Raw genomic sequence first — 16,547 nt, forward strand, 5'->3', positions numbered from 1 at the left:
TGGGATGAGAGAAAATCAAACAAAGGAGAGAGACATCATGTTAAAAGTAGCCATTGCAGAGGATGATTTTCGAATCGCTCAGGTTCAAGAACGATTTTTACAAGAAATAGAGAATGTGAAAGTGGTAGGAAAAGCTTTAAATGCTAAAGAAGCGATAGAGATGCTCGAGCAAGAACCTATCGATTTGCTTATTTTGGATATTTATATGCCTGATGAAATGGGAACGGATTTATTACCACGTATTCGAGAACGATTTCCGGAAGTAGATGTCATTGTGGTGACGGCTGCCACTGAAAGGGATATTTTAGAGCGATGTTTGCGAAATGGTGTTGTTAATTACTTGATTAAGCCTGTAAAAATGGAGTCATTCATTGAAGCAATTGAAGGGTACCAGAAAAAAAGAAGCTTGCTGCAAGCTCGAGATGAAGTGGACCAATCGTTTGTTAATTCGTATTTTGGCTATGATAAGCAGCAGTCGCCAGTGGAAAAAGTCTTACCATCTGGAATTGACGGTATCACGTTAAAGCAGGTGAAAGCTATTTTAAAAGGCCTCACAGAAGGTATTACAATCGAAGAAATGGGCAAAAAGATGGGCGTATCTCGAACGACGGCTCGTCGTTACTTAGAATATTTAGTATCTGTGCAAGAATGTCATGTTCAGTATGATTATGGCATTGTTGGTCGACCAGAGCGAAAGTATCATTTGACATAGGTCAGGATGAATTATATGAAGAAGTGGATTAGTTTAGTAAGCATAATACTTGTGTTAATGAGCTGTAGTAATCATGATCAAAGTGTGCACTTTGATCACGTAGAATTAGTAGCCCCAGGAGCGGTTGGAGGTGGAGCGGATTTAACCGCTAGGACCATGCAGCACGTGTTACAACAAGAAGTAATGGATGTACCTGTTTCTGTTGTCAATAAAACACAAAGTCAAGGAGAAGAAGCGTGGCGTTATGTACAGCAACTTGAAGGGGGAAACGTCATTTCAGGTAACTCTAGCTTATTGATTACGAATCATTTACTGGGGCAAAGTCAGCTAACGTATAAAAACTTTACGCCTCTTGCGATTTTGGCAACCGAATGGGAAGTCATCGTTGTTCCAGCCTCTTCCTCCATTATGACAATGAAGAGCTTGATGGATGCTTTAAAAGAAAATCATCATCCATTAAAGATTGGATTATCTCCTCGGTTAGGTAATGATGATCATTTGTCGTTTGTGCAAGCAGCGCAAAAAGCAAAAGTTGAAACGTCTCGCTTAGCTTTTTACGTATATGGAAGTAGCCATGGCGTGCTGGACGCGCTCCAAGAGAATGAAGTTCAAGTAGCTCCTATGTCGTTATCAGAAGCGAAGGATGCGTATGAGCGAGGGGATGTTCGGATTTTGGGCGTTTCAGCTCCGCGGCGCTTAGCAGAATTTAATGACGTTCCAACGTGGAAAGAAGAAGGAATTGACGTTGTTTTTAGCCATTGGAGAGGATTAATGGGTCCACCAAATATGACGCAAGAAGAAATTGATTACTGGAATCAAGCCATATACAAAATGGTCAATACGAAGGCATGGAAACAGCTTTTAAAAGAAAATGATTTTTATCCTTTTTATAAAAACAGCAGCGGTGCCTCTGTGTTTTTGGAAAGACAAAGTAAGCTGTATGAAGAATTAATGAGCGGCAAGTAAAAAAGCTATATGACTTCATATAGCTTCTTACTTGTTTAATGAATATCATGCAAATCAATCTCTTCAATAAACTCAATGAATGCTTTTACAATTTTAATTTCAAGTGACTCCTCATGAAAGTACATCCACGTTTTTCGAAGCAAAGCAGTCCCATCTTCGTTTTGCATCGGAATGACGTGAAGCCCTTCAACATCTTCAACTAGCATGTGGGGAAGCATCGCGTAACCAAGGCCGTTTTCTACCATCTTTTTACATGTATCTGCTTTATCTACGTGAATGCTGACGCTTGGAGGCTGATTGAAATTTTCGCTCCACCAATGGTCGACAGCTGTTTTCAAAAAGCGGTCTTGATGATAATCAATGCGAGGTAGACGCGGAAGATCGTTTAGCTTGATCGGTGTCTTTGAAGCAATACACACCGTTTCTTCAAAGATAAGCCGCTTTGCGTTGCGCCAGTTATAATCACCTTTTACAAAAGCAATATGAACATCTTGGTGATGCAGGAGGTTTACAACGTCGCTGCTCCAGCCGGTTGTTACTTTAAATTCAACATCCGGATACTTATCTTTAAACAAACGCAAGAGTCCGGGTAATTTATAATCTGTGAAGAAATTCGAGACGCCAAGCCTTAGTGTGCCTGTTAATTTATCGCCCATATTTAAGACGTGGTCTTTTATGTGCTGGAGTTGCGCAATCATTTTATCAGCAGATTTTGCTAAATATTCTCCTTGAGGTGTAAAGTGGATACCTCTGCGCCCACGGTTAACAATCTGTACACCAAATTCTTTTTCCATCTGTTGCAGGCGGTTCGTCAGGGCTGGTTGTGAGATATAAAGTAGTTTTGCAGCTTTTGTGATGTTTTTTTCTTGGTATAAAAGCTGTAAAATGAGCCAATCGCGATCGTCCATGTCTTCCTCCTTTATTCAGGTATTAATTTTTTTTATCTTTCTACATACAAATCCGATATTTCAATTATCTCTAAAAGTATACTATAGTTTAGATAGATAGAAAACGTAAAGTTTATGCGTAAGAGCAAGGGGACTTAAACCGCTTGTTTTGTTTTTTAACTGACAAAGTAATCGTAGCAAAAATAGAAAGAAGGATTTGAAATGAAAGCAACATTATCTTTTTCATCTACGCTTTTATTGATTATACTAAGCGCTTTAGGCGGGCTGTTATTGTCTTCATTAGGAATGTCAATCGGCTGGATGATTGGAACACTTATTGTGGCAACAACTTTAGCAATTACTCGTCCTCAATTTTTGAAGGTTCCTTCGAATTCTAAAGGAATGCCAAAGGTTTGGCTGTATATTGGTCAGCTTATTCTAGCAATTGAGCTAGGGCAACAAATTAATCTAACGGTTGTCAGCACATTTGTAGATAATTGGCTTCCTGTATCTATCATTTTATTAATCTCTATTTTATTTTCATTAGGTTCTGGGTTTATTCTTTTTAAATTCACCTCAAATGATTTGTTAACAAGCTTGTTCAGTACAGCTCCTGGTGGACTAAGTGCCATGCCAGGGATTGCAGAAGAGGTGGGAGCAAACACTGCAACGGTAAGCGTTGTTCAAATTATGCGCGTATTCCTTGTTGTGCTTACGGTTCCACTTCTTGTTTCATCGTTAGGAGAACAAGCAACAGTAGCAGCACCCTCTGAGGCAGCTTTTTCTTTTAGTTTAGAGTCAGTATCATGGACATTTGTATTAGTCTTTGCAGCATTTATTGGATACCTAATTGGCAAGCGTTTCAAATTTCCGGCTCCGTGGCTTGTTGGAGGGATGCTGACGGTAGGCATCATGCAAGTAGCAGGCTCAGCGATTGCAGGCTATAACTTAACAGCGTGGTGGCCACATCTTGTCTTAATTATTGCGCAAGTAATCATTGCGACAAGCATTGGTTCACGTTTTCACGCTGATATGTTTCAGGGTATGAAGCGAACGATTGGAGTGGCTTTTATTAGCACAATTGTGTTAATTGGTACGATGTTTCTATGTGCATATATCGTATCTGAGGTTGGAGGCATACCATTTATTACAACAGCACTTGCTTTTGCTCCAGGAGGAGTTGCGGAGATGGCGACCACTTCTGTTGTACTAGGAGCAGATGCACCGTTTGTTGTAGCTGTTCAAGTATTTCGTATTTTAATTGTTTCGCTGCTATTACCACCAATCTTTAGATGGTTCTATCAGGTTGGGGAGCAGAAAGTTCATGCTCATGCTAAGGTTCAAGAAAGGTAATAGCTGACTTATGAAGAGAGGTAGTGGTGGGAAATGAATCATGAAAAAGAGCTAGTGGTGAGTCAATTTGGCAGCAATGCTAAAAACTATGTGAAAAGCAAAGGCCATTCCAAAGGAGCTGATTTAGCTTTCTTAACAGAAGTAGCGGCTGATTATGCCGGAGAAAAAGCCTTGGATATCGCAACGGGTGGAGGCCACGTAGCTAATAAGCTTGCCGGTTTATTTGGTGAGGTAGTAGCTTTTGATCTTACTCCACAAATGCTCCTTTATGCAGAAGAATTTATCAAAAATAACGGTCATGAGAACGTATCGTTTGTCCAGGGTGAAGCAGAGAAACTACCGTTTTTAGATGAAGCGTTTAATCTCGTAACGTGCCGAATCGCTCCTCATCACTTTACCGATGTGCAAAGCTTTGTTAACGAATCAGCTCGGGTATTAAAGAAAGACGGAGCGTTTATAGTCGTGGATAACGTGGCGCCAGAAAGTGACGCATATGATACTTTTTATAACGAAGTGGAAAAGAAGCGAGATCCTAGCCATAAGCGTGCTTATAAAAAGACAGAGTGGTTTAAAATGTTAGAGGGAGCGGGCTTCACAATTGAGCTAATGACGCGCTTTCCAAAAACATTTCTGTTTGATGATTGGTGTGAAATGATGAAAGTACCGCTAAACGATAAGCAAGAGCTCATAGAAAAGATGCTGCGTGCTTCAAGTGAACTGAAAACGTTCTTTCATATTCAAACAGACGGTAAAAGCATTCAATCGTTTCAAGCAGAATCCGTTTTAATTGTTGCGAAAAAATAAGAGAAGCCGTGCTCCTGTGAGAGCGTGGCTTTTTAGTTAGCTATATACTTTGACCGGTAGGCGGACGAGCGTTTGACCCGTTGCCGAAGCGGTTAGGTTGTCTTCTAATATAAAGTCTGAAGCGGGTTCAATTCCTGAAAAAATTTGGATAAAGGCTTCTAGCGCCACTTGCATTTCAAGTCGTGCTAGCGGAGCACCTAAGCAAAAGTGAGGACCGTTTCCAAAGGTTAAGTGCTTTTTATTGCTTGAACGATGAATGTCGAGCGTAAAGGGATCGTTAAACATTTTTTTATCTAAATTAGAGGCACTCATCCATGCAATTACAACATCCCCTTTTTTTAAAGGCACTCCTAGTAAGTCGTTATCCTGCTCGACTGTTCGGTCTCTTCTAGAAATATGAAAGCGATAGCGAAGCATCTCTTCCACGGCTTTTGGTATGAGGGACATGTCTTCACGTAGTTCTTGATATAAAGAAGGTTGATCGTATAGTAATGAATAAAACGTATTGGCGATAGCGTGGCTTGTTGTTTCAACACCAGCTCCAAGTAAGAGCATGGTTGTTTGAACAATTTCTTCGTCTGTGAAACCTTCTCCATCTATATTGACTTGAATTAAATCCGAAATAATGTCATCTGCAAGATTTGAACGTTTTTGAACGACAAGTGGATAGAGATATTCAAAATATTCTTTAGCTGCCTGTTGTTTTTCTTGTTCGAGTTCATGAAGGCGCTCTTTATCGTAAGGTTGAAATAATACGTCTATCCAATGTTTGAACTGGTGACGGTCTTCAATCGGTACGCCGAATAAATCTGCAATCACGTAGCTAGGTAAAGGCGATGCAAAAACTTCGACAATATCTACAGTTGTATTCGCTTCGATGTCTTTGACAAGATTAGCAGCAATTTGACGAATGCGTGGCTCCCAGTTCTTTAAGCTACGTGGTGTAAAAGCAGCAGAAAGTAAAGAGCGTGCTTTACGATGATCAGGTGGATCTAACAGCGTTAGTTTGGTAACTCCAGAACGACTCTCATTGGCTTTTTGACTCCCAACAAAAATGGTTGTTCGTGGTCCCTCGCTTGAAAAAAACTCATAGTTGCTTAGAACTTCTTTTACATGCTTATATGTAAAGACGTTCCATGTATTTGTTTCTTCGTGAAAATAAACAGGGTGTTGATTTAGCATTTCTTTGTACCAATCAATCGGAAAAAATTCTTCTGAACGCGTTTGGAATTTTGGTATCTCAGTTACCGGAATTACTTCTTGTTTCATTGTTCGTTCCTCCTTCTATAGAGATGGAAAAGAGTAAATGCTCTCTAAACTTTTTGTACATACAGTTCGATAAAATGAACCTATAGTTCAAAATGTACCTTAATTATATAGGGGGTATTGTTTGCTCATCAACTGAAATAGAAAAGTTGAGCGTAAAGAAATAGAAAAATGTAAATGATATCCATATGTCGATGTGCTAGCTGAAATATACATTTGTAGCTCTACTCATAAGAACGTGATAGGATATTAACTAGAATTGAGATATAAAGGCGGTATGAAAGATGATTAAAGCAATTGTGTTTGACTTTGATGGATTAATTGTAGATACAGAATCAGTTTGGTATGAAGTATACTGCGATATGCTAGAACCTCGTGGCGTACATTTGAAAATTGAAGAGTTTGCGTCTTATATAGGAACGGATACTAAAGCGCTTTACGACTTTTTATATGAGCAGTTTGGTCGTGAATTAACGAAGGAAGAAATTGCAAAAGAGTCATTAAAGCGTCACCAAGAAAAAATGAAGCAGCTTGCAGCTCGTGAAGGCGTTCTTGAGTATTTAAAAGAAGCGAAAGAATTAGGACTGAAAATTGGTTTAGCTAGCAGTTCAGACCGTGCATGGGTTACGTCGTTTTTAAAGGAATTAGATCTCCTTGGTCATTTCGAAGTGATGCAAACGCGTGGCGACGTGGAAAAAGTTAAGCCAGATCCAGCTCTTTATAAGCAAACAGTTGAAAAGTTAGGCGTAAAACCTTCTGAAGCCATTGCTTTTGAAGACTCAGCCAACGGTGCAAAAGCTGCGATTGCTGCGGGTTTACAATGTGTAATTGTGCCGAATCGTCTCTCTGCACATTTGACGTTTGAAACGTATCACTTACGCATTGCCTCTATGAAAGAGAAGTCGTTGCAAGAAGTAATTGAACAGGTAAGTCATTAAAAAAGTGGAGCTAGCATTAGCTCCACTTTCTATGGTTCTAAGTGTATTTTTGGGAACGGAATATGAGGCGGTTGTATTACTGTCCAACTTGTCAAAAGAAGTAAGTATAGAAAAGGAGGGATTTTAAGCTGAATAGCTCGTCCCTAGTCTTCTATACTTAGTAGGCATCCGATAGAATTAAACATAACGCTATTGTGGCTTTGAAGGTCAAATTAGAATTCTGCAAATTGTATTGAACTATATAAGGTAGTGTGGTACAACTAATAGAGGTAATAATCAGATAGTTTTACAAAAAAATAGTCATTATCAAACCACTAGGGGTGCTTTTCAAAGCTGAGAGAGACGCTTGTCTTAACCCTTATAACCTGAACTAGGTAATACTAGCGTAGGAAAGAGGTATTGTGTGCTACATCTATGACTTTTACGTGATGTAAGAGGGATACATGTGTATATTCAAGCGCTTCTTTTCTATGAAAAGAAGCGCTTTTTTATGTGGTTTAGAAGGAGGGAATTGGCATGAATATTACGGATGTAGTAAAGCAAGTAGATGACAAACGAGATGAGCTTATTGAACTTTTGACCAAGCTCATATCTTACAAAACACCAGCACCACCTGCACGTAATACAAAAGAAGCGCAGAGCTATATTGCGCGGCTGTTGGAAAGCTATGGTTTTGAAACAGATATGTGGGACGTGTATCCAAATGATCCTAACGTTGTTGGAACATTAAAGGGAACAAATCGAAGTGGGTACCAGAGCTTAATTATTAATGGACATATTGATGTTGCAGCTGTTAACGAAGACGAAGGATGGAATGCTGATCCGTTTCAAGCGAGGTGCGGTGAAGAATTTATTACGGGGAGAGGCGCTGCCGATATGAAAGGCGGACTCGCTGGTGCGCTGTTTGCTATTAAGCTTCTACGTGAAGCTGGAGTGGAGTTTCCTGGTGATTTAGTGTTTCAGTCAGTTATCGGTGAAGAGGTTGGAGAAGCAGGTACCCTTGAATGCTGCAAGCGAGGATATAGCGCAGACTTTGCGGTTGTGGTTGATACAAGTGATTTGCAAATCCAAGGTCAAGGTGGAGTCATTACCGGGTGGATAACTGTGAAAAGTAAGCAAACATATCATGATGCCACAAGAAGACAAATGATTCATGCCGGCGGCGGTTTGTTGGGAGCCAGTGCAATTGAAAAAATGACGAAATTAATTGGTGCACTACAAGAGTTAGAGCGCCACTGGGCTGTTGTCAAAAGCTACCCTGGCTTTCCGCCTGGAACAAATACAATCAATCCAGCGGTTATTGAAGGTGGTCGCCACGCAGCGTTTATCGCAGATGAGTGCAGGCTGTGGGTGACCGTTCATTATTATCCAAATGAATCGTATGAAGAAGTAGCGAAAGAAGTAGAAGACCATCTGTTACAGGTTGCAAAAGCAGATCGGTGGCTAAGAGAAAATCTCCCAACGTTTAAGTGGGGAGGAACATCAATGATTGAAGATAGAGGTGAAATTTTCCCTGCATTTGAAGTAGATAGAAATCACCCAGCAGTTCACTCGTTAGTCAGTGCTCATAGAGAAGTGACAATGAAAGAAGCGAAAGTCAACGTCTCTCCAACGGTTACGGACGGTGGCTGGCTAGCTGATGCAGGTATAGCTACAGCTATTTATGGCCCAGGCGAATTAACGGAAGCACACGCTGTTAATGAAAAGCTGTCCGTTGATCAATTACTCGATTACACGAAAGTGATGGTTCAGTTTATTTATGAGTGGCTACATACAAAAAAGGAGAGTGCCTAATGAGATTCAGTGAACGTTTATATGAAAAAGTAAAGCCTATTTGGAAGCAAACGCATGAGCATCCCTTTGTAAAGGGGATGGGAGAAGGGACGTTAGAGCAAGAGAAGTTTCGCTTTTATATGGTACAAGATTACGTGTATTTAATTGATTATGCGAAGCTATTTGCACTTGGAGCAGTAAAAGCAACAGATGTTCAAACGATGGGGAAATTTGCAGCGTTATTACATTCAACAATCAACGAAGAGATGGAGCTACATAGACAATATGCAAAACGTTTTTTAATTACTCCTGAAGAACTAGAAACAGCAGAGCCCGCGCCAACAACGCTTGCTTACACGCACTATATGCTTCACGTTTCTCAAAACGGAACGCTAGCTGAGCTTGTTGCCGCACTGCTCCCGTGCATGTGGAGCTATTGGGAAATTGGCAAAGAGCTTTCCACTCAGCCTGGAGCAGCTCATGAGCTTTATAGTGAGTGGATTCACATGTACAGCTCAGCTGAATTTGGTGAGCTTGCGATTTGGTGCATTGATCTAATGGATCAGCTAGCAGAAGGAAAATCAGAAGCAGAGCTTAACAAGCTAGAAGAAATCTTTATTAATACGACGCGCTTTGAATACTTATTCTGGGATATGGCTTATGAAAAAGCGATGTGGCCTGTTCATGTATAAAAAAGCTTTGGAGTTTGAAAAGGTGACTTTCTCATATGAAGAAAGCAGAGGAGCAATCTTAGAATCTCTTAATTTTGATATTAAAGAAGGAGAGTTTGTCAGCATTGTTGGTGCAAGCGGTTCAGGAAAGAGCACGCTTTTTCGACTCATTACCGGGTTAGAGATAGAGCAGACCGGAAGGATTTTAATTAATGGTCAGCAGCATCATAGTAGATTGGGTCATGTGGGATACATGCCCCAAGAAGATCTTCTTTTACCTTGGAGGACGATTCTAGATAACGCTGCTTTACCTTTAGAGTTAAAAGGAGTAGCGAAGGGAAAAGCATATACACAAGTAAAAGAGCTGCTAAGTGAATTTGGGTTAGAAGGGTATGAACATCGATTTCCAGCCAATTTATCAGGAGGAATGAAGCAGCGGGTTTCGTTTCTTCGTAGCGTGCTAAGCGGGTCAAACGTACTTTTGCTAGATGAACCGTTTAGTGCCTTGGATGCCATTACTCGTCTATCCATGCAGGAGTGGCTGCTTGAACAGTGGCAAAAGCGTAAGCAAACCATTTTGTTTATCACCCATGATGTACAGGAAGCGCTGTTTTTATCAGATCGAATCTTTATCTTTGATAAGCAGCCTTTAAAGGAATTTCAGCAGGTCAAGGTACCTCTTGAAAGGCCAAGGTCTCTGCAGGATATAGATCGACCAGAGATTGTAAAGCTAAAGCATCAACTGATGGAAGAGCTCAGAATGAAGGTGGATGCATGAAGAAGGTAAAAGAGTGGAGTTCATCTATTATTTTAACGCTCATGTTGCTGCTTATTTGGCAGGTTATCGCTTATGTTGTGGCGATGCCCTTTATTTTACCATCTCCAGTTGAGGTGTGCGTGAGAATATGGGAGCTAAAAGATGTGCTGTTCATTGAACATTTACCTTCAACGCTACGGATTATTTTAATAGGTTTAGCTATTTCAATTGTTGTAGGCGTGGTGGTTGCGATTTGGATGAATAACAACAAAACCATTGAGCGGGCTATCTATCCTATTTTAGTAGCTTCGCAAACCATTCCAATCATAGCGCTAGCGCCTATTTTTGTACTTTGGTTTGGCTATTCAATCTGGAGCAAAGTAGTTGTAACGGTCTTAATTACGTTTTTCCCCATTACCGTTAACACGTTTGATGGTCTTCGCTCAACGAGACGTGAACACGTTGAACTTTTAAAAACAATGGGAGCGACTAAACGAGATCTTTTTATGAAGCTAAGTGTTCCAGCCGCTTTACCTCATTTTTATTCAGGTTTAAAAGTAGCGGTAACCTTAAGCGTTATTGGCGCTGCAATCGGTGAATGGCTCGGTGCACAAGCCGGTTTAGGTTATTTCAGTCGACGGATGATGACACAGTTTGATGGGGCTGGTGTATTCGCTCCAATCGTTGTGTTATCCCTTATCGGCATCATCTCTTTTATTGGCATTACATGGATTGAACGTAAATCACTGAAGTGGAGGAAATTTAAATGAAAAAATGGCTAGTTAGTTTATCACTGCTGCTTTTAGTAGTAGTAACGGCAGCTTGTGGGAAAGACGCTACAAGCTCATCAATTAATAAAAAAGATTTAAAGGAAGTAACGGTGATGCTCGATTGGTATCCAAACGCTGTACATAGCTTTTTATACGTAGCACAAGAAAAAGGTTATTTTGAAGAAGAAGGTGTAAAGGTAGATATTCAATATCCTGCCAACCCAACCGACCCGTTAAATCTAGCGGCTACGGGTAAAGTCACGTTAGGTTTTTACTATCAGCCAGATGTCGTAATGGCAAGAGCCAACGAAAACGTTCCGGTGAAGTCAGTAGGAGCTATTGTCCGTTCTCCGTTAAATCACGTTGTGTTTTTAGACGAAAGTCCTGTTAAACGCCCAAAAGATTTAGAAGGCAAGACGGTAGGCTATACGGGAATTCCTTTAAATGAAGCTCTGCTGAAAAAGATGATCAAAACGGACGGAGGGAATCCGGACAAGGTAAAAATGGCTGACGTAGGCTTTGAATTAGGGTCTTCAGTTGTAACCAAAAAAGTCGACGCGGTAATCGGGGCTTATATTAACCATGAAGTTCCTGTTTTAAAAGACAAAGGATATGATACACGCTATTTTAATCCAACCGATTATGGTGTTCCCAATTATTACGAGCTAGTAGCCGTAACAAGTGATCATACATGGGAAAAAGATGAAGAATCAATTCGTGCTTTTTGGAAAGCAGCAACAAAGGGCTATGAATTCATGAATGAACATCCGGATGAAGCTCTTGATATTCTATTAAGCAATCAAGACAAAGCGAATTTTCCACTAGTGGAAGGAGTAGAAAAACAAAGTTTGGATATCTTACTTCCAAAGATGGAGTCAGCTGAAGGCTTTGGCAGTCAGACAAATAAGTCTTGGGAAGAAACAGCGAAGTGGTTAAAGGATTCTAGTTTAATTAAAAAAGAACCCAAGCCAGAGGATATGTTTATAGATTTGACAAATTAATAAAACAAAAACGCATCGATTGATGCGTTTTTTTATGTTCTAACTGGGAATAAAATAATGGTGCCTAACAAAAAGTATATAGAAATTCGTTTTCTATATTAAATAAGAAGAAAAAAATTAATAAATTGTAATTGACCTACTGTTTGTGAATATGATAACATTAATCAGAACTTAATGACTGTATTTGTTTTTTAGTCAAATAGTCAATTTAACTGAAAAGCTATTGGGGGATTTAACGATGAATATGCTGAAGGGAGAATGGAAATCCATTATTTCAAAGCCGATGAATATCTTAATTATTGTGGGCTTATTATTCGTTCCGTTCTTATATAATGTGATTTTTTTATCAGCCTATTGGGATCCATATGGAAAAACAGATCAAATTCCTGTAGCCGTTGTCAATGAAGACAAAGGCGCTACTCTAGATGGGAAAGAACTTCACGTCGGTGATGATTTTGTTGAAAATTTAAAGGATAACGATACGTTTGACTGGCGTTTTACGAATAAAGAAGAAGCGCTAGAAGGCTTAAAGAATGAAAAGTATTATCTCGTCCTAGAACTGCCAAGTAATTTCTCTGAAAACGCAACAACTTTAATGGATGAAGATCCAAAGAAAATGAAGTTTGTCTACCATACGAACGCTGGTAAAAACTATTCCGGTGCGCAGATTGGTTCAAACGCAGTAACAAAAATCAATGAACAAATAAAAGAAGAAGTAACGAAGCAGTACGCAGAAACTGTATTTGATAGCTTCAAAGAAGTGGCGGATGGTCTTCAAGAAGCAAGCGACGGTGCTGGAAAAATTGAAGATGGTTCCAAAACGCTTCGCGATAATTTGAAAAAATTAGCAGAAAGTACAGTTACGTTTGAAGATGGCGTGGAAAAATTAGCAGATGGAATTAGTGATGCGAATAAAGGTGCAATAGATCTGCATAGCGCAACCGTCAAGCTTTTAGAGGGCGCAACACAAATTAATGAGAAGCAAGGAGAGTTAGCAAAAGGAATTGGAACAGCCGCCGATGGAGCAAAGAAACTACAAGAAGGCTCTGATCAATTATATACGGCGTCTAAGCAATTAGAAACAGGTGCAGGAACTTTGCAAGAAAAGTTAGGTGAACTGCAAACTGGGACGAAAGAGTTAGAAGGGAAGCTTCCTGAGTTCGTATCAGGACTGAATGAAGCTAATACCAAAGTCAATGAAGTAGCCAATGAAATTGCGGTTAAGCAAAAAGAAGCCGCAGCTCTTAAAGAGAAAATTGATTCTGTTCGTCAATCATTTGATACGAAAAAGCAGCAGCTTATTACTTCAATTAATGAAAATGAATCGATTCCAGATGACCAAAAACAAAAATTAATTGCTGATATTAACGAGTTGTCTAACCAGCAGTTTATGGAGCAGCAGCAAGAGCAGATTAAAGAATTGAAAGCAAAAGTTGATCAGGTTCAAGTATTAGCAAACGGTTTACAAGAGCTTTCAAAAGGTGGTCAGGACATTCAAAGTGCTATCGGTAAAATTTCTGACGGACAGTCACAGATTTACGATGGGGCAGCTAAACTAGCAGCTAGCGAGAAAACGTTCAATGAAAAGTTTGGAACTTTTAACGAAAAGTTCACAACGTTTAATAGTGGTATGGAAACCATTAATAGCGGAGCTAACAAGCTTGTTGACGCAACGGGTGACCTAAAAGAAGGAATCCAAAAAACGGAAACAGGAAGCGGCAAGTTAGCAGGTGGTTTAGATGAACTGAATAAAGGTGGACAGAAGCTTGTAAATGGTTCGAAAGATTTACAAGATGGTTCGAATAAACTTTATGATGGGTCATCCGATTTAGCAGACGGTACAAGTGAGCTTCATTCTTCTCTACAAGAAGGAGCAAATGATGCCAAAGAAGTGAATCCAAACGATAAAACGTACAGCATGTTTGCTAGTCCAACTGACTTACAAGATGACAAACAGAACAATGTAGATAAGTACGGAGTGGGCTTAACACCATACATTCTATGTATTGGGTTATTCGCAGGAGCGCTTATGTTCTCTTCTGTTTACTCATTAAAAGATCCAGCGATTACACCAACGTCTGGCTTTGCTTGGTTCTTAAGTAAGTTTAGCGTAATTGGGTTTATGGCAATTTTCCAATCGATTCTTGTAGCAACAGCACTGCTGTGGGGACTTGATTTACATGTGACAAGCGTGTGGAGATTTTATGTGTTCACCATTATTACAGGCTTAACGTTCTTTACGCTGGTGTTATTCTTAACAACAGCTTTAGGTAAAGTAGGGCAGTTCTTAACGTTTATTATGCTTCTCCTTCAAATCGGAGGAAGCTCTGGAACGTTCCCAAAAGCGCTAGTGCCAGAATTTTTCCAAGTAATTAATCCGTTCTTACCGATGACGTATGCGATTCGTGGATTCCGTGAAATTATTTCGGTTGGTAATGACTATGGGTTTGCTTGGAGTCAAGCGGGCGTGCTAGGAATATTTGCGCTTGTGTTTATTATCTTAACAATTATTATCTTCAGCTTGAATGCACGAAAATTTCGCAAAGTAAATGAAGATGAAGAAGCAACAGCTTAATGAAAGAAGCTTAGCCTAATGGCTAAGCTTCTTTTCATGTTCTTTATACAAATTCACGGCGTTTGGATCTTTCTCAATGCGTGCATTTCCCCATGAGCACATCAAATCTAACACTTCTCGAAGGGTCTCTCCTTCATCCGTGAGCGAATACTCGACTTTAGGTGGAATCTCATCATATAAAGTACGTTTAATAATGCCGTCATGTTCTAACTCTCTAAGCTGCTGGGAGAGCATTTTTTTTGTGATATTTGGAATGATGCGCTGTAGCTCGCTGAATCGAAGCGTTTGTTCTTTTAAGTGACAAAGAATTACAACCTTCCATTTGCCACCGATTACTTCAAGCGTGGCTTCGACAGGAATATTGTATTTTGTGGTTTTCAACTTTATCTCTCCTTATGTAACGTAATAGAAGCATACTAGTTGGACAATCTATTGAATGAATTCGTCAATAGGGTTACGGGTTGGTAACCTGGTTACACGAAAGTGCCGTCTAGTCATGAATAGGTGATTCCATTATACTGAAACCAATCTTAAATATGAAGGAGGAAACAAAAATGAATCAACCATATCCACGTTCATTTTCACATATCGGGCTTTCTGTTCCTAATTTGGACGAAGCCGTTAAATTTTATAAGGAAGTACTAGGATGGTACGTCATTATGGAGCCATCTGAAATTGTAGAAGATGACAGTGCAATTGGACAAATGTGTACGGATGTTTTTGGATCAGGCTGGGGGAAGTTTCGTATTGCGCACTTAGCAACAGGAGATAAAATCGGTGTAGAAATCTTTGAGTTTCTTCAAAATGAAACGCCTGAAAATAACTTTGAATTTTGGAAAACTGGTATTTTCCACTTCTGCGTTCAAGACCCTGATATTGAAGGACTTGCAGAAAAAATTGTTGCTCATGGTGGAAAGCAGCGTATGCCAATTCGTGAGTATTATCCAAACGAGAAGCCTTACAAAATGGTGTACTGTGAAGATCCATTCGGCAATTTAATCGAAATCTATACGCATAGTTATGAGCTAACGTATTCAGACGGAGCTTACTAAGATGAAAGCTTTATTGTTAGAGGGAAAAGGAAAATGGGAACAAATGCAGGTTGGAAACAGTAAAAAACCTGTGCCTGGTGAAGGAGAAGTGCTTGTGCAAGTGCATGCTACGGCGCTAAACCCTGTTGATTATAAGACTGCAACGGGTGGAAATCCAAGCTGGTCATATCCTCATATTTTAGGACTAGACGTAGCTGGTGTTGTTGAAGAAGTAGGTGCGAACGTAACCGATATTCAAGTGAGTGACCGCGTTGTGTATCACGGAGATCTAACGAAAAAAGGCGGTTTTGCTGAGTATGCTGTCACAACAGCTCATACGGTATCTGTTATCCCAGAAGGCGTATCATTTGAAGCGGCAGCAGCGCTACCTTGTGCTGGCTACACTGCATACCAAGCGCTATTCTCTAAGCTTCATATTGAGGAAGGTCAGTTCATTTTAATTCATGCCGGAGCAGGTGGAGTAGGGGGTTTTGCCATTCAACTTGCTAAGCAGGCAGGTTTAACTGTCATCACAACAGTTTCTAAAAAAAATCATGAGTATGTGAAATCATTAGGTGCAGATTACGCCATTGATTATAAAGAAGAAGATTTTGTGAAAGAAACTCTTGCTATTACAAATGGATTAGGTGTTCATGCTGTGCTTGACACGGTTGGAAGAGAAAATGCAAACAAGTCACTAGAAGCACTTGCATTTAACGGGCAAATCGCTTTTATTGCAGGTCCACCTGATGTGAATAGCGCCATTTCATTTGCACATCCACTTTCTTTTCATCAAGTTGCATTAGGCAGTGCTCATCAATCAGCTAATCGTCACGAGCAAGCAGCTCTAAAGAAAATGGGCGATAACATGTTAGAGCTTGTGAAAGAAGGAAAGCTAGATCCGCTTGTTGAGAAAACTATTTCTTTAGATGAGGTTCCACAAGCACTAGCACAGTTAGCTAGTCGCACTGTGACAGGGAAAATCATTGCAGTGCTATAAGCATAAAGAAATAGCTCCCTTGTGTAGGGAGCTATTTCTTTGT

The 16,547-nt window shown here is 40.0% G+C and carries 16 protein-coding genes and 1 riboswitch; of the genes, 13 read left to right on the forward strand and 3 right to left on the reverse strand.

The features are described 5' to 3' along the window. Nucleotides 1–37 precede the first annotated feature (37 nt). Both LZP85_RS03180 and LZP85_RS03185 read left to right on the forward strand, forming a co-directional pair. Entirely contained in the window at nt 38–712 is a 675-nt protein-coding gene (locus tag LZP85_RS03180) for a response regulator (RefSeq protein WP_025910359.1), read from the forward strand. A gap of 15 nt (nt 713–727) precedes the next feature. After that, complete coding sequence (locus tag LZP85_RS03185; protein ID WP_119544018.1) at nt 728–1,678, forward strand: tripartite tricarboxylate transporter substrate binding protein; 951 nt, start codon at nt 728–730, stop codon at nt 1,676–1,678. A 35-nt stretch (nt 1,679–1,713) separates the two neighbouring features. Here LZP85_RS03185 and LZP85_RS03190 read toward each other — a convergent pair whose 3' ends face one another. Then, nucleotides 1,714–2,586: a LysR family transcriptional regulator gene (locus LZP85_RS03190; RefSeq protein ID WP_206782280.1), complete on the reverse strand. Its 873-nt coding sequence runs from the start codon at nt 2,584–2,586 to the stop codon at nt 1,714–1,716. 201 nt (nt 2,587–2,787) lie between these two features. On the opposite strand from LZP85_RS03190, the gene LZP85_RS03195 reads away from it, so the two are divergent. Continuing rightward, nucleotides 2,788–3,918, forward strand: a complete 1,131-nt coding sequence (locus LZP85_RS03195; RefSeq protein ID WP_119544016.1) for an AbrB family transcriptional regulator — start codon at nt 2,788–2,790, stop codon at nt 3,916–3,918. Between the two features lie 33 nt (nt 3,919–3,951). After that, nucleotides 3,952–4,722, forward strand: a complete 771-nt coding sequence (locus LZP85_RS03200; protein ID WP_119544015.1) for a class I SAM-dependent methyltransferase — start codon at nt 3,952–3,954, stop codon at nt 4,720–4,722. A gap of 36 nt (nt 4,723–4,758) precedes the next feature. Here the strand turns inward: LZP85_RS03200 and LZP85_RS03205 are convergent, their stop codons facing one another. Beyond that, the gene (locus LZP85_RS03205) at nt 4,759–5,991 is read right to left on the reverse strand and encodes a cytochrome P450 (protein WP_206782279.1); all 1,233 of its coding nucleotides are present in this window, start codon (nt 5,989–5,991) and stop codon (nt 4,759–4,761) included. Nucleotides 5,992–6,272: 281 nt separating this feature from the next. Between LZP85_RS03205 and LZP85_RS03210 the strand changes: the two genes are divergently transcribed. The 7 genes from LZP85_RS03210 to LZP85_RS03240 all read left to right on the forward strand — a co-directional run bounded on the left by LZP85_RS03210 (nt 6,273) and on the right by LZP85_RS03240 (nt 14,473). After that, on the forward strand, nt 6,273–6,926 hold the full coding sequence (locus LZP85_RS03210; RefSeq protein WP_061786166.1) for an HAD family hydrolase: 654 nt from the start codon (nt 6,273–6,275) through the stop codon (nt 6,924–6,926). A 306-nt stretch (nt 6,927–7,232) separates the two neighbouring features. Further along, nucleotides 7,233–7,335: riboswitch (TPP riboswitch) on the forward strand. 107 nt (nt 7,336–7,442) lie between these two features. Further along, nucleotides 7,443–8,720 (forward strand): acetylornithine deacetylase, encoded by a 1,278-nt coding sequence (locus LZP85_RS03215; RefSeq protein ID WP_119543995.1) that lies wholly within the window; start codon nt 7,443–7,445, stop codon nt 8,718–8,720. Next, nucleotides 8,720–9,391, forward strand: coding sequence for a thiaminase II (gene tenA, locus LZP85_RS03220; RefSeq protein WP_119543996.1), 672 nt, complete (start codon nt 8,720–8,722; stop codon nt 9,389–9,391). The genes LZP85_RS03215 and tenA overlap by 1 nt, the downstream gene beginning before the upstream one ends. After that, nucleotides 9,384–10,148, forward strand: coding sequence for an ABC transporter ATP-binding protein (locus LZP85_RS03225; RefSeq protein ID WP_119543997.1), 765 nt, complete (start codon nt 9,384–9,386; stop codon nt 10,146–10,148). Before tenA ends, LZP85_RS03225 begins: the two co-directional genes overlap by 8 nt. Next, nucleotides 10,145–10,897: an ABC transporter permease gene (locus LZP85_RS03230; RefSeq protein ID WP_061786167.1), complete on the forward strand. Its 753-nt coding sequence runs from the start codon at nt 10,145–10,147 to the stop codon at nt 10,895–10,897. The genes LZP85_RS03225 and LZP85_RS03230 overlap by 4 nt, the downstream gene beginning before the upstream one ends. Then, nucleotides 10,894–11,898, forward strand: coding sequence for an ABC transporter substrate-binding protein (locus tag LZP85_RS03235; protein ID WP_061786168.1), 1,005 nt, complete (start codon nt 10,894–10,896; stop codon nt 11,896–11,898). The genes LZP85_RS03230 and LZP85_RS03235 overlap by 4 nt, the downstream gene beginning before the upstream one ends. Before the next feature lie 238 nt (nt 11,899–12,136). Beyond that, the gene (locus LZP85_RS03240) at nt 12,137–14,473 is read left to right on the forward strand and encodes a YhgE/Pip domain-containing protein (protein ID WP_119543998.1); all 2,337 of its coding nucleotides are present in this window, start codon (nt 12,137–12,139) and stop codon (nt 14,471–14,473) included. A gap of 15 nt (nt 14,474–14,488) precedes the next feature. On the opposite strand, the gene LZP85_RS03245 is transcribed toward LZP85_RS03240, so the two are convergent. After that, nucleotides 14,489–14,854 (reverse strand): winged helix-turn-helix transcriptional regulator, encoded by a 366-nt coding sequence (locus LZP85_RS03245; RefSeq protein WP_025910372.1) that lies wholly within the window; start codon nt 14,852–14,854, stop codon nt 14,489–14,491. A 173-nt stretch (nt 14,855–15,027) separates the two neighbouring features. On the opposite strand from LZP85_RS03245, the gene LZP85_RS03250 reads away from it, so the two are divergent. Next, nucleotides 15,028–15,525 carry a lactoylglutathione lyase family protein gene (locus tag LZP85_RS03250; RefSeq protein ID WP_025910373.1) on the forward strand — a complete coding sequence of 166 codons (498 nt, stop codon included), beginning with the start codon at nt 15,028–15,030 and terminating at the stop codon, nt 15,523–15,525. 1 nt (nt 15,526) lies between these two features. Then, on the forward strand, nt 15,527–16,504 hold the full coding sequence (locus LZP85_RS03255) for a zinc-binding dehydrogenase (protein WP_206782278.1): 978 nt from the start codon (nt 15,527–15,529) through the stop codon (nt 16,502–16,504). Nucleotides 16,505–16,547 lie beyond the last annotated feature (43 nt).

The organism is Priestia flexa, from assembly GCF_021441905.1.
Taxonomy (GTDB): Bacteria; Bacillota; Bacilli; order Bacillales; family Bacillaceae_H; genus Priestia; species Priestia flexa.

Coding starts and splice junctions, on each gene's coding strand:
- LZP85_RS03225 (WP_119543997.1), top strand. CDS start 9,384: ATGTATAAAAAAGCTTTGGAGTTTGAAAAGGTGACTTTCTCATATGAA.
- LZP85_RS03210 (WP_061786166.1), top strand. CDS start 6,273: ATGATTAAAGCAATTGTGTTTGACTTTGATGGATTAATTGTAGATACA.
- LZP85_RS03200 (WP_119544015.1), top strand. CDS start 3,952: ATGAATCATGAAAAAGAGCTAGTGGTGAGTCAATTTGGCAGCAATGCT.
- tenA (WP_119543996.1), top strand. CDS start 8,720: ATGAGATTCAGTGAACGTTTATATGAAAAAGTAAAGCCTATTTGGAAG.
- LZP85_RS03250 (WP_025910373.1), top strand. CDS start 15,028: ATGAATCAACCATATCCACGTTCATTTTCACATATCGGGCTTTCTGTT.
- LZP85_RS03195 (WP_119544016.1), top strand. CDS start 2,788: ATGAAAGCAACATTATCTTTTTCATCTACGCTTTTATTGATTATACTA.
- LZP85_RS03230 (WP_061786167.1), top strand. CDS start 10,145: ATGAAGAAGGTAAAAGAGTGGAGTTCATCTATTATTTTAACGCTCATG.
- LZP85_RS03190 (WP_206782280.1), bottom strand. CDS start 2,586: ATGGACGATCGCGATTGGCTCATTTTACAGCTTTTATACCAAGAAAAA.
- LZP85_RS03205 (WP_206782279.1), bottom strand. CDS start 5,991: ATGAAACAAGAAGTAATTCCGGTAACTGAGATACCAAAATTCCAAACG.
- LZP85_RS03240 (WP_119543998.1), top strand. CDS start 12,137: ATGAATATGCTGAAGGGAGAATGGAAATCCATTATTTCAAAGCCGATG.
- LZP85_RS03180 (WP_025910359.1), top strand. CDS start 38: ATGTTAAAAGTAGCCATTGCAGAGGATGATTTTCGAATCGCTCAGGTT.
- LZP85_RS03185 (WP_119544018.1), top strand. CDS start 728: ATGAAGAAGTGGATTAGTTTAGTAAGCATAATACTTGTGTTAATGAGC.
- LZP85_RS03235 (WP_061786168.1), top strand. CDS start 10,894: ATGAAAAAATGGCTAGTTAGTTTATCACTGCTGCTTTTAGTAGTAGTA.
- LZP85_RS03215 (WP_119543995.1), top strand. CDS start 7,443: ATGAATATTACGGATGTAGTAAAGCAAGTAGATGACAAACGAGATGAG.
- LZP85_RS03255 (WP_206782278.1), top strand. CDS start 15,527: ATGAAAGCTTTATTGTTAGAGGGAAAAGGAAAATGGGAACAAATGCAG.